This window comes from Streptomyces sp. NPDC008092, from assembly GCF_042957285.1.
Taxonomy (GTDB): Bacteria; Actinomycetota; Actinomycetes; order Streptomycetales; family Streptomycetaceae; genus Streptomyces.
On record NZ_JBIBHY010000007.1, the window covers coordinates 450,844 to 463,168 of the forward strand.

Below are 12,325 nucleotides of genomic sequence, written 5' to 3' on the forward strand. Positions count from 1 at the left end.
GTAACCAACAAACGGAGCACCCCACATGCATGACGACCGCAGCCTGGTCGAAGCCCGCCTCAGGCGCGTCCTCGACGAGCGCATCCGCCCCGCCGTGTATCCCGAGTCCGTGCCGCTCGACGTCGCGGTGTGGCATGCGCCCGGCGAGCCCGTGCCGGTCGACGAGGGGCTCGCGGCCGAGCCCGAGCCGATCGCGGTGGGCGCCCGGTGGGGTGCTCCGTGGGGCACCAGCTGGTTCCGGGTGACCGGGACCGTCCCCGAGGAATGGGCCGGACGGACCGTGGAGGCCATCCTGGACCTCGGCTTCGACGAGAACATGCCCGGCTTCCAGTGCGAGGGCCTGGTCTACCGGCCCGACGGCACCCCGGTGAAGGGCCTCAACCCGCGCAACCAGTGGGTGCGCGTCGGCGCCCCCGCCGAGGGCGGCGAACAGGTCCGGCTGCACGTCGAGGCCGCCTCCAACCCCGTCATCCTCGACTACCACCCGTTCCGGCCCACCTGGCTCGGCGACAAGGACACCGCCGGGCACGAACCGCAGTACACGCTCACCCGGATGGACCTCGCCGTCTTCGACGAGACCGTGTGGCGGCTGGTGACCGACCTGGAGGTGCTCGGCGAGCTGATGGCCGAGCTGCCCGCCGACGCGCAGCGCCGCCACGAGATCCTGCGCGCGGTCGAGCGGGCCCTGGACGCGGTGGACCTCCAGGACGTGAACGGCACGGCGGCCGAGGCCCGAGCACGCCTCAGCGGGGTCTTCGCCGCGCCCGCCGCGCCCTCCGCGCACCGGATCAGCGCGGTCGGGCACGCGCACATCGACTCGGCGTGGCTGTGGCCGCTGCGCGAGACGGTCCGCAAGGTGGCCCGCACCACGGCCAACATGACCGCCCTGATCGAGGACGAGCCCGACTTCGTGTTCGCCATGTCCCAGGCCCAGCAGTGGGCGTGGGTGAAGGAGCACCGGCCCGAGGTGTGGGCGCGGGTGAAGAAGGCGGTCGCGGACGGGCGGTTCGTGCCGGCCGGCGGGATGTGGGTGGAGTCGGACACCAACATGCCGGGCTCGGAGGCGATGGCCCGTCAGTTCGTGCACGGCAAGCGGTTCTTCCTGGACGAGTTCGGCATCGAGAACGACGAGGCGTGGCTGCCCGACACCTTCGGCTTCGCCGCCGGACTCCCGCAGATCATCAGGGCCGCGGGCTCGACCCGGCTGCTCACCCAGAAGATCTCCTGGTCCCAGACGAACAAGTTCCCGCACCACACCTTCCAGTGGGAGGGCATCGACGGCACCCGGATCTTCACCCACTTCCCGCCCGTCGACACCTACAACTGCTCCATGAAGGGCAGCGAACTCGCCCACGCGGCCCGCAACTTCAGGGACAAGGGCCGGGCCCGGCACTCGCTCGCACCCACCGGCTGGGGCGACGGAGGCGGCGGCACGACGCGTGAGATGGTCGCCAAGGCGGCCCGGGTACGCGACCTGGAGGGCTCACCGACCGTCGTCTGGGAGACCCCGGAGCAGTTCTTCGACAAGGCCGAGGCCGAATACCCGGACGCACCCGTCTGGGTCGGCGAGCTGTACCTCGAACTCCACCGCGCCACCCTCACCAGCCAGGCGAAGACCAAGCAGGGCAACCGGCGCAGCGAACACCTGCTGCGCGAGGCCGAGCTGTGGGCGGCGACGGCCGCCGTACGCACCGGATTCCCCTACCCGTACGAGCAGTTGGACCGGCTCTGGAAGACGGTCCTGCTCCACCAGTTCCACGACATCCTGCCGGGTTCGTCGATCGCCTGGGTGCACCGGGAGGCAAGAGCCACCTACCAGCGGCTGGCGACCGAACTCGACGGGATCATCGACGCGGCCCAGCGGGCCCTGGCGGGGCAGGGCGACCGGCCGCTGCTGTTCAACGCGGCACCGCACAGCCGGGGCGGCGTCCCGGCCGGGGGCGCGGCGCAGGAGCAGCCGTCCGGCGAGGCGACCGTGTCGGACCGGCCCGAGGGCGGGCACGTCCTCTCCAACGGCCTCCTGCGCGTCGAGATCGACGCCCGCGGCCTCATCGTGTCCGCCTACGACCTCGAAGCCGGCCGCGAGACCGTCGCCCCTGGCGCGGCCGCCAACCTGCTCCAGCTCCACCCGGACTTCCCGAACATGTGGGACGCCTGGGACGTCGACGCCTTCTACCGCAACGCGGTCACCGACCTCACCCGGGCCGACGAACTGACGGCCGGCGCGGAGGGCGTCCGGATCGTGCGGTCCTTCGGCTCGTCCCGGGTCACCCAGGTGCTGTCCCTGCCGCCGGGGGAGCGCCGGCTGGTCATCGACACGGAGGTCGACTGGCACGAGACGGAGAAGTTCCTGAAGCTGGCCTTCCCCCTGGACGTGCACGCCGAACGGTACGCGTCGGAGACCCAGTTCGGGCACTTCCACCGGCCGACCCACACCAACACCTCCTGGGAGGCGGCCAAGTTCGAGGCCTGCAACCACCGCTTCGTCCAGCTGGAGGAGCCGGGCTGGGGCGTGGCGGTCGTCAACGACTCGACGTACGGCCACGACGTCACACGCAGCGTCCGCACGGACGGCGACCGGGGTACGACGACCACGGTCCGGGTCTCGCTGCTGCGCGCGCCCCGCTTCCCCGACCCCGAGACCGACCAGGGCATCCACCGCTTCCAGCACGCACTCGTACCCGGCGCGGGGATCGCGGACGCGGTCCGCGAGGGGTGGCGGATCAATCTCCCCGAGCGCAGGGTGACGGGCGGTCAGGAGGTGGCTCCGCTGGTGACGGTCGACAACGACGCGGTGGTCGTCACGGCGGTGAAGCTGGCGGACGACGGGAGCGGCGACGTGGTGGTCCGCTTTCACGAGGCGCACGGCGGCCGGGCCCGAGCCACGCTGACGGCGGGTTTCGCGACGGCGGACGTCATGGTCACCGACCTGCTGGAGCGGCCGTCGGACGCACCGGCCCCGGACCGGGCGGGTGACGCGGTGTCGCTGCGGCTGCGGCCCTTCGAGCTGGTGACCCTGCGGTTCCGGCGAGCCTGAGACGACGGAGCGCACGGCCGGCGGGGTCTGCCGGCCGTGCGCTCCGGACCCGCCGGGCTCTCCTTGCCGTGCCGCCGTGCCCCGCGGCTCAGGGGAGGAGCGCGTCGAGGACCGGGCCCGCTCCGCAGGGCAGGGACAGCGCACGGTCGCCGAGGTCGGACGGCACGTCGGGATGGTCGGGGTTCACCCGCACCAGCCGGGCCCGCGGGATACGGCGCACCAGGTTCTCCATCGGCAGCCGGATCACGCCCGGGGTGTTGAAGCCCGCGCCCGTCTCCAGGACGAGCAGCCTGCTGTCCGCGGGCACCGCGCCGAGCCACTCGGACAGCCGTTGCCCCGCGGGAAGGTAGGCGTCGTCGACGAATTCGGGGCCGACCCGGACATTGGGGAAGACGGCGGCACCGCAGCGAGGGCAGCGCGGCAGCGCGGCCGGGTCGGTCACCCGCCCGCTCTCCCGGTCGTACGCCGCGAGGATCCGGTCGAAGTACGGCTTGCTGGGCCAGGTCTCGCGTGTGCAGGGAACCGTGCACTGGAGGCGGCCGTAGTCGCCCTGGGGAGTGAAGACGCGGTCCGCGGCGAAACCGTTGCGGGCGAAGAGGGCGTCGACGTTCGACGTCATGACCCAGTGGTCGCGGTCGCCGACCAGTGCCCGCAGCCGCTGGTAGAGGTCGTTGGGGCCCGGACCGTGGCGGATGTCGTCGATGTGGACGGCCCAGTAGCCCCACATCATGTCGGCCGGCAGCGGGACGCCCAGCAGGTAGCGCGACCGCAGTCCCAGCCGGTGCAGCGCCGGCAGCAGCTCCCGGAACCGCTCGGCGTCCCCGTAGTCGTAGCCGGCGGCCGCGCTGAGCCCGGCGCCCGCCGCGACCAGGACCCGGTCGGCCTCGCCCAGCCAGGAACGCAGCGTCTCGACCGCCTGCGGCGCGGAGGTGTGGGTGTTGGTCGTGGAACTCACGATTCCTCGGTTCCTTCCGGTTAGCCTGATGGCTGATGATGATGGTCAAAAAGCGACACGCCGCCCCACGGGAGATCCCCGAGCTTCCGTTCGCCGCGCCCGCGGGCACCCCCGCCGGTGCCGAGGTCCTGTCGCTGGCCGAGCTGCGCGGCCGCGTGTCACCGGCCGCCCTCGCCCGGCCCCAGCGCCCCGACTTCCACCAGCTGCTCACCCTCACCTCGGGCGAGCTCCGGCAGACCGTGGACTTCACGGACCACACCCTGCGGCCGGGTTCCTGGCTGTGGGTGCGTCCCGGGCGGGTGCAGCAGTGGGGGGACCTCACGCACGCGGACGGCGCGCTGATCCTGTTCCGGCAGGACATGCTGGACGCCGCCACCGCGGCGGCCGCCCGGGTCGACGACCCGTACGCGCCCGTCGTCTGCACCCCGGGCACCGGCGACGCACCGGCGCTGGAGCTGGCCGCCGAGCATCTGCGGCACGAGTTCCGGGCGTTCGGGCAGCTGCCGCTGGAGGCGTACATGGCGGTCCTGCGCCATCTGCTGGCGGTGCTGGTGCTGCGGCTGGCCCATCTGACGGTTCCGGCCGGCGGCCCGGCGTCGGAGCCCGACGAGATCTGTCTCCGCTTCCGTGACGCCGTCGAGCGCAACTTCACCCGCACCCGGCGGGTGGAGGACTACGCCCGGATCCTCGGCTATTCGGCACGCACGCTGGCCCGGGCCACGCTGAACGGCGCCGGGCTGAGCGCGAAGGAGTTCGTCGACCGCCGTGTCGTACTGGAGGCCAAGCGGCTGCTGGCGCACAGCGACCGGACCGCCGCCCAGATCTCGGACCAGCTCGGTTTCGTGAACCCCTCGCAGTTCAGCAAGTACTTCCTGCATCGCGTCGGCCGGTCCCCGATCGACTTCCGCGACACGGTCCGCGGCCGCCAGGCTCCTCATGAGCCGACGGGCGGTCCGAACGGGTAGCGGGCGTACCGGGCGTACCGGGCCGCGAGGGTCGTCCAACGGGTGCTGGAGAACGCGGACACGTCCTTGCCGTCGATCAGCGTGTCACGGGTGCCGGGCATGGTGGGTTTCCTTCGGTACGGGGGTACGGGAGGCGCACGGTGGCCTCGGTGTGCCGAGGCCACCGGGTCGGGGGTCAGGTGGCTGTGCCGAGGGCTCTGCGGTAGGCCGTTTCGTCGTCGGCCCGGAACACGGTGAACACGATCCGGTCGAACCGTCCGGGGTGTGCGGCGAGCCAGTCGGCGACGGTGCGCAGGGCGACCAGGGCGGCCTCGTCCTTGGGGTATCCGAAGACGCCGGTGCTCACGGCGCAGAAGGCCAGGGTGCGGACCGTCCCCACCTCGGCGGCGAGGTCGAGGCAGGCCCGGTAGGAGGCGGCCAGCGCCGCCGCGTCCCCGGTACGGGGCCTGCCGTCGGTGATCGGGCCGACGGTGTGCAGGACGTGACGCGCGGGCAGGTGATGGCCCCGGGTGATCTTGGCGGTTCCGGTGGGTTCGGCGGCGCCCTGGAGCGCCATGACGGTCGCGCAGTCGTCCCGCAGCCGGGGTCCGGCGGCGCTGTGGATGGCGTTGTCGATGCAGGGATGGAACGGCCGGAAGCAGCCGAGCAGCGCGCTGTTGGCGGCGTTGACGATCGCGTCCGCCGCGAGCGTGGTGATGTCGCCCCGCCACAGCGCGGTGTGCGGCGCCGCCCGGTACCGGGTACGGGGGAACTCCTCGCCGATCGAGGGGAGTTGCGCCACCGCGACGGCGGGCCGCAGCCGGCGTTCGGCACCGAGTACGGCGTCGAGCAGCCCGGCGGCGGCGCCGGGCAGCGGACCGGGCGGACGGACCGTGAGGAGGGCCCGCAGGAGTTGCCGGGCGGTGGTCGCGTCGGCCGTGCCGGGATCGGGCGGGGAGCCGGCGCGCACCCCGAGACGTGGCACGGCCGGGTCGCCGCCGAGCAGGCGCAGCACGGTGCGCACGTGGTCGTCCAGCAGGTCGGCGGGTGCCGGGGCCGCCGCCGGACGGAACGGCTCGTCGAGGCCTATCGCCTCCCGGTAGGCGGCCAGCGGCAGTGCGCGGGGCGAGCCGCCGCGCGCGACGAGGCCGTGGGACGGGAACTGCGAGTCGGCCATGGAAGGCTCCGGCGAGATGGTCGGGGGAGTTGCGGAACGGATGTCGGAGAAGGGGCTCGGCGAAGGGGGCGCCGGGTGCCCGGGGGAGGATCAGGCCAGACCGGTCTGCTGGTTGAAGCTCTGGTTGTCCGGCAGGGGCTCGGTGAACGTGCCCTTCAGCACGCCGGTGACCGCGGTCGGGCCCGGCGCGCCGAGCGTGGCCGTACCGGTGCTGCGCAGAAGAGAGCGACGATCCAGCATGTGGGGTTCCTTGAACGAGGAGGTGCCTGGGACGGACCTGCCGATGACGCCACCGGCAGTCGGAAGCGGTGTGTTCAAACTACGGTGTGGTCAACGGGCGTTCCGGCTCAAATCCCGACTTCTCATGGTCAGAAACCGACATGCGCTGAACGGGAGGCGGACACCGTCACGAGCGCATGCGCAGCACCGGCTTGACGACTTCTCCGCTCACCGCGTCGGCGGCGGCGTCGTTGATCTCGTCGGGCGGGTAGAAGCGGATCATCCGGTCGTAGGGCAGGCGCCCCGCCCGGTACAGGCCGACCAGGGTCGGGACGAAGCCCAGCAGGTCGCTGTCGCCCTCGGTGACACCCCGGACGATGCGGCCGTTGAGCAGGAAGTTGACGTCGAAGGTGCCGTCGGTGCCGAGCGGCGGAGCCCCGACCACGGCCACGGTTCCCCGCACGGCGAGCGAGTCGGTGGCCTGCCGCAGCAGAGCGGGAACGCCGCTGCTCTCCAGCGCGTGGGTCACGCCCCGCCCCGCCGTGATCTCCTTCAGCCGGGCGGGTACGTCCTCCTGCGCGCCGTCGACGACATCGGTCGCCCCCAGCTCCCGGGCGAGGGCGAGACGCGAGGGCACGATGTCGACGGCGACGACCCGGGCGGCCGGGGTCAGCGCGGCCGCCATGACCGCGGACAGCCCCACCGCCCCCGCGCCGAAGACGGCGACCGTGTCCCCTGGGCCGGGTCGCAGTTCGTTGAGCACGGCGCCCGCGCCGGTCTGCACACCGCAGCCGATGGGGGCGAGCAGCGCCAACTCGTCCTCGTCGGCGGCCTCGACCGGTACGACACTGCGCTCGTCGGCCACGCAGTGGCGGGCGAAGGAGGACTGGCCGAAGAAGCGCCCGCCCAGCGGGCTGCCGTCGGCGGCGCGGATCGGCGTGCTGCCGTCGGGCCGGGCACCGCCGAAATTGCGCGGGACGAACGTGTCGCAGTAGCCGGGACGGCCGTGCGCGCAGGCACCGCACCGGCCGCAGGAACTGAAGGAGAGCAGCACCTTGTCACCGACGCCGACCCGGGTGACGCCCGAGCCGACGGCCGCCACGACGCCGGCCCCCTCGTGGCCGAGGACGGCGGGCAGCGGGGTGTGGAGCTTCTCGTCCCGGACGGCGAGGTCGGTATGGCAGATGCCCGCGGCCACGACCCGCACGAGGACCTCGTCCGGCCGGGGGTCCTCCAGCCGGACCTGCTGCCAGACGAACCTCCCCGAGCCGGGATGGACCACCGCTGCTCGCGTCTCGGTCATGGTCGCGCCTTCCTGCCGGTGCCCGCGTGGGAGGCGGCGGATCACCCCGGGTGCCGCGCCGCGCTCCCAACCTAGGAGCCGGGTCGGCGGAAGAGCTGACGCAAACGTGACGCCCTATGGTCAGAATCAGACAGCGTGGGCGGCCGGGGCCGGCCGGCCGCAGCGGCGGACGCCGGCCGGGCCGCACCGCACGGGACGACCGCTCAGGCGCCCAGCTGACTCCGCAGCCACTCCTCCACCTCGCCCACATGCGCGGCCGCCGCGGCCCGCGCCGCCTCCGGATCCCGGGCGACGAGGGCCCGGTGGATGGCCGCGTGCTCCCGCCGGGTCCGCGCGAACGCCCCCTCCTCCTCGTAGCCCCGCCACACCCGCGCCCGGAACGTCCGCGACGACAGCCCCTCCAGGATCGCGGCCATCGTGTCGTTCCCCGCGGCGCCCGCGATCACCCGGTGGAAGGCGAGGTCGTGCGCGAGGATCTCCTCGGGATCGTCCGTCGCGTTCATGGCCGTGAGGTGCTTCTCCACCTCGGCCAGCTGGTCGGGCGTGATCCGCGCCGCGGCGAGCGCCGTCGCCGTCGACTCCAGGACCCGCCGCACCTCCAGCAGTTCCACCAGCTGCGGCCCACGAGAGAGGTCGGCGACGACACCGAACGTCTCCAGCAGGTCACCCGCCTCCAGCTGGGTGACGTAGATGCCGGAGCCGTGCCGGGCCTCCAGGACGCCGAGGACCGTCAGCGCGCGGATCGCCTCGCGCATGGAGCTGCGGGACATGCCCAGCTGGGCGGCGAGGTCCCGTTCCGTCGGCAGCCGCTGCCCCGGCTCCAGCCGGCCCTCCGCGATCATCGCCTTGATCCGCTCGATGGCGCGCTGCGTCACCGTGCCCTTCTGTGGTGCCGTCTCGTCCACACCGCTCCTCCTGTCGCCGGTGCGCCGAAGTCTAACCAGCGAGGTGGTCCGACCACTATGGCTCGTTCGACGGTCCATCGACGGAAAATAAGCGTCCGTGGGGTGTTGAATCCGCCGAGTGGTCTGATAAGTATGCGGGCATCTGCTCGAACACGCTCGATGAGGAGCTGCCAAGATGCCCGGCAGAACACTGAGGAAGCGGAACAGGTCCCGGATCATCGCCGCGACGGCCGTGGCCGTCGGAGCCTCCCTCCTGCTCGCCGCCTGCGGCAGCACGAAGGACACCGGCAGCGGCAGTGCCGGAGGCGGCGGCACCGGCAAGGTCGGGGTGATCCTGCCCCTGCTGACCTCGCCGTTCTGGCAGTCGTACAACGACTATGTGCCCAAGATGGCGAAGACCGAGGGCGTGGACACGCTGAAGACGGTCAACTCCAACAGCGACCCCTCGCAGCAGATCACCGACATCAACAACGAGCTGAACCAGGGCGTGAAGGGGCTGGTCGTGGCCCCGCTGGACAGTGCCGCCATCGAGGCGGGCCTCGACCAGGCCGAACGCAAGGGCGTACCGGTGGTCGCCGTGGACGTCGCGCCCGACAAGGGCAAGGTCGCCATGGTCGTACGCGCCGACAACGTCGCCTACGGCGAGAAGGCCTGCGACTACCTCGGCCAGCACGTCACCAGCGGCAAGGTCGTGCAGATCATGGGCGACCTGGCCTCGGTCAACGGCCGGGACCGCTCCGAGGCGTTCCGGTCCTGCGTGAAGAAGAAGTACCCGAAGCTCAAGGTCCTGGAGATCCCCGCCAAGTGGGAGTCCGACACGGCCGCCGCCCAGCTGGGCACCCTGCTCAACGCCAACCCCGACATCAAGGGCATCTACATGCAGGCCGGCGGCGTCTACCTCGCCCCGACCCTGCAGACCCTGAAGTCCAAGGGCATGCTCAAGACGGCCGGGCAGAGCGGGCACATAGTGATCGTCTCCAACGACGGCATCCCGCAGGAGTTCGACGCCATCCGCAAGGGCGAGATCGACGCGACCGTCTCCCAGCCCGCCGACGCCTACGCCAAGTACGGCATGTACTACATCAAGGCGGCGATGGAGGGGAAGACGTTCAAGCCCGGTCCGACCGACCACGACTCCACGATCGTCAAGCTGTCGAGCGGGATCCTTGAGGACCAACTGCCCGCGCCCCTGGTCACCAAGGACAACGTGGACGACCCGAAGCTGTGGGGCAACACGGTCAAATGATCACGCCACTCGTTGAGGCCCGGGACATCGTCAAGCGGTACGGCCCCACCGTCGCCCTCGCCGACGGCCGGCTCACCGTGCTGCCGGGCGAGTCCCACGCCCTCGTCGGCCGCAACGGCGCCGGCAAGTCCACCCTGGTCAACGTCCTCACCGGCCTGCAGGCCCCGGACGAGGGCACGGTCCGCTTCGACGGCGAACCCGCGCCCCCGCTCGCCGACCGGGACGCCTGGCGGCGCAGGGTCGCCTGCGTCTACCAGAAGCCGACCGTCGTACCGGAGCTGACGGTCGCCGAGAACCTCTTCATCAACCGGCAGCCCCTGCACCGGGGTTTCATCAGCTGGCGGCGGCTCCGCAGGGAAGCCGCCGCGCTCCTCGGCACCTGGGACGTCCGGGTCGACCCCGAGGCGCGCACCGCCGACCTCAAGGTCGAGGACCGCCAGATGGTGGAGATCGCAAGGGCGTTGAGCTTCGGCGCCCGGTTCATCGTCCTCGACGAGCCGACCGCCCAGCTCGACAACCGGGAGATCGAGCGGCTGTTCAGCCGGATGCGGGCGCTCCAGGACTCGGGCGTGACCTTCCTGTTCATCTCGCACCACCTCCAGGAGGTCTACGAGGTCTGCCAGACGGTCACCGTGCTCCGCGACGCCCGCTGGATCATCACCGCCCCCGTCGCCGACCTGCCCAGGGCCGCCCTGGTGGAGGCGATGGCGGGGGAGGCGGTGACCGGACAGGCGCAGGGACCGCGGGACGCGGTGGCCACGGGGGCGCCTGTCGTGCTCAGCACCAGCGGGCTCACCTCCGAGTCGTACGACCGCATCGACCTCACCGTCCGCAGCGGCGAGGTCGTCGGCCTCGCCGGCACCAGCGGCAGCGGCAAGATCGAACTCGCCGAGACCATCGCCGGGTTGCGGACCCCGACGGGTGGGACCGCCCAACTGCAGGAGACGCGGCTACCGTTCGGCGACGTGCGGGCCGCGCTGAAGGCCGGTGTCGGTTTCGTGCCCCGGGACCGGCACGACCAGGGCCTGGTCTCCGGCATGAGCATCGGCGACAACGCCACCATGACCGTCCTCGACCGTCTCGGCCGCGGCGGGTTCGTCGGCACGGAACGCAAGCGCGGCCTCGCCACCGCGTTGATCGAACGCCTCGACATCCACGCCGAGGGCCCCGAACAGCCCGTCTCCGACCTCTCGGGCGGCAACGCGCAGAAGGTCGTCATGGCCCGCGCGCTCGCCTCCGACCCCCGGCTCCTCGTCCTGGTCAACCCCACCGCGGGCGTCGACGTGAAGTCCAAGGAGTCCCTGCTGGCCCGCGTGGACAGCGCCCGTGAGGACGGCACCGCCGTACTGGTCGTCTCCGACGAACTCGACGACCTGCGCCGCTGCGACCGCGTCCTCGTCCTCTTCCACGGCCGGATCGTCGCCGAACACCCGGCCGGCTGGCACGACCACGAGCTGATCGCCTCCATAGAAGGAGTGGACTCCATGCCCGAAGGAGTGGACCATGGCTGAGACCAAGGCCCCGCCGCTCACCCCGGTGCGCTCCCCGGACCCGCGCACGGCCCGTACCGTCATCCTGCGCCGGGCCCGTGAACTCGCCCTCGTCCCGGCCCTGTTGCTGCTGATGGTGCTCGGCGCGGTGGTCAACGACTCGTTCCTCACCGAGCGCAACCTGATCTCCATCCTCGGCGCCTCCGCCGCCCTCGCGATGGTGGTGCTCGCCGAGTCGCTGGTCCTGATCACCGGCAAGTTCGACCTCTCCCTGGAGTCGGTCGTCGGCATCGCGCCCGCCGTCGGCGCCCTGCTGGTGCTGCCGTCGGCCGAGTCCGGCTGGGGCACGGAGTTCCCGGCCGCCCTCGCCATGGTGGCGATCCTGGTCGTCGGCGCGGCCGTCGGCGCCTTCAACGGGATCCTGGTCGTCAAGTTCAAGCTCAACGCGTTCATCGTGACGCTCGCGATGCTGATCGTGCTGCGCGGTGTGCTGGTCGGCGCCACCAAGGGCAAGACCCTGTTCGGGATGCCCGACAGCTTCTTCACCCTGGCCACCTCCACCTTCCTCAGCGTCCCGATGTCGGTGTGGCTGGCCGCGGTCGCCTTCGCGGTGACCGGGTTCGTGCTGAAGTACCACCGGGTCGGCCGCGCCCTGTACGCCATCGGCGGCAACGCCGACGCGGCCCGGGCCGCCGGCATCCGCGTCGACCGGGTGATGCTCGGGGTGTTCATGGTGGCCGGGGTCCTCGCCTCCGTCGGCGGGATCATGCAGACCGGGTACGTGGGCGCGATCAGCGCCAACCAGGGCAACAACATGATCTTCACGGTGTTCGCGGCGGCGGTGATCGGCGGCATCAGCCTGGACGGCGGCAAGGGCACCATGTTCGGCGCCCTGACCGGCGTACTCCTGCTGGGTGTGGTGCAGAACCTGCTCACCCTGGCGCAGGTGCCGTCGTTCTGGATCCAGGCCATCTACGGCGGCATCATCCTCGTCGCCCTCATGATCGCCCGTGTCACCACGGGACGGGCCCAGGACTGACCGGCCCGCG

11 protein-coding genes are annotated in these 12,325 nt (G+C 72.0%); 5 read left to right on the top strand and 6 right to left on the bottom strand.

The genetic code is table 11. The features are described 5' to 3' along the window. The first annotated feature begins 25 nt into the window (after positions 1-25). The gene (locus tag ACFZB3_RS25025; protein WP_391378623.1) at positions 26-3,037 is read left to right on the top strand and encodes a glycoside hydrolase family 38 C-terminal domain-containing protein; all 3,012 of its coding nucleotides are present in this window, start codon (positions 26-28) and stop codon (positions 3,035-3,037) included. Between the two features lie 88 nt (positions 3,038-3,125). On the opposite strand, the gene ACFZB3_RS25030 is transcribed toward ACFZB3_RS25025, so the two are convergent. Next, a complete protein-coding gene (locus ACFZB3_RS25030; RefSeq protein ID WP_391378627.1) occupies positions 3,126-3,992 on the bottom strand; it encodes an NAD-dependent protein deacetylase of SIR2 family in 867 nt (288 codons plus the stop codon). A 38-nt stretch (positions 3,993-4,030) separates the two neighbouring features. Here ACFZB3_RS25030 and ACFZB3_RS25035 point away from each other — a divergent pair, with 38 nt between their 5' ends. Beyond that, a complete protein-coding gene (locus tag ACFZB3_RS25035; protein ID WP_391378884.1) occupies positions 4,031-4,957 on the top strand; it encodes a helix-turn-helix domain-containing protein in 927 nt (308 codons plus the stop codon). On the opposite strand, the gene ACFZB3_RS25040 is transcribed toward ACFZB3_RS25035, so the two are convergent. From ACFZB3_RS25040 to ACFZB3_RS25060, 5 genes are all read right to left on the bottom strand, one after another. Next, a complete protein-coding gene (locus ACFZB3_RS25040) occupies positions 4,927-5,058 on the bottom strand; it encodes a hypothetical protein (RefSeq protein WP_391378628.1) in 132 nt (43 codons plus the stop codon). The genes ACFZB3_RS25035 and ACFZB3_RS25040 overlap by 31 nt on opposite strands. A gap of 74 nt (positions 5,059-5,132) precedes the next feature. Then, complete coding sequence (locus ACFZB3_RS25045; protein ID WP_391378630.1) at positions 5,133-6,113, bottom strand: macro domain-containing protein; 981 nt, start codon at positions 6,111-6,113, stop codon at positions 5,133-5,135. 90 nt (positions 6,114-6,203) lie between these two features. Continuing rightward, positions 6,204-6,353 carry a hypothetical protein gene (locus ACFZB3_RS25050; protein WP_391378632.1) on the bottom strand — a complete coding sequence of 50 codons (150 nt, stop codon included), beginning with the start codon at positions 6,351-6,353 and terminating at the stop codon, positions 6,204-6,206. A gap of 166 nt (positions 6,354-6,519) precedes the next feature. Next, positions 6,520-7,635: an alcohol dehydrogenase catalytic domain-containing protein gene (locus tag ACFZB3_RS25055; protein WP_391378634.1), complete on the bottom strand. Its 1,116-nt coding sequence runs from the start codon at positions 7,633-7,635 to the stop codon at positions 6,520-6,522. Between the two features lie 203 nt (positions 7,636-7,838). Further along, the gene (locus tag ACFZB3_RS25060; RefSeq protein WP_391378636.1) at positions 7,839-8,540 is read right to left on the bottom strand and encodes an FCD domain-containing protein; all 702 of its coding nucleotides are present in this window, start codon (positions 8,538-8,540) and stop codon (positions 7,839-7,841) included. Positions 8,541-8,715: 175 nt separating this feature from the next. Between ACFZB3_RS25060 and ACFZB3_RS25065 the strand changes: the two genes are divergently transcribed. The 3 genes from ACFZB3_RS25065 to ACFZB3_RS25075 are packed head-to-tail and all read left to right on the top strand — an operon-like array spanning position 8,716 to position 12,315. Beyond that, positions 8,716-9,786, top strand: coding sequence for a substrate-binding domain-containing protein (locus ACFZB3_RS25065; RefSeq protein ID WP_391378638.1), 1,071 nt, complete (start codon positions 8,716-8,718; stop codon positions 9,784-9,786). Continuing rightward, a complete protein-coding gene (locus ACFZB3_RS25070; RefSeq protein ID WP_391378640.1) occupies positions 9,783-11,297 on the top strand; it encodes an ATP-binding cassette domain-containing protein in 1,515 nt (504 codons plus the stop codon). The genes ACFZB3_RS25065 and ACFZB3_RS25070 overlap by 4 nt, the downstream gene beginning before the upstream one ends. After that, on the top strand, positions 11,290-12,315 hold the full coding sequence (locus ACFZB3_RS25075) for an ABC transporter permease (RefSeq protein ID WP_391378642.1): 1,026 nt from the start codon (positions 11,290-11,292) through the stop codon (positions 12,313-12,315). The genes ACFZB3_RS25070 and ACFZB3_RS25075 overlap by 8 nt, the downstream gene beginning before the upstream one ends. The last annotated feature ends 10 nt before the right edge of the window (positions 12,316-12,325 follow it).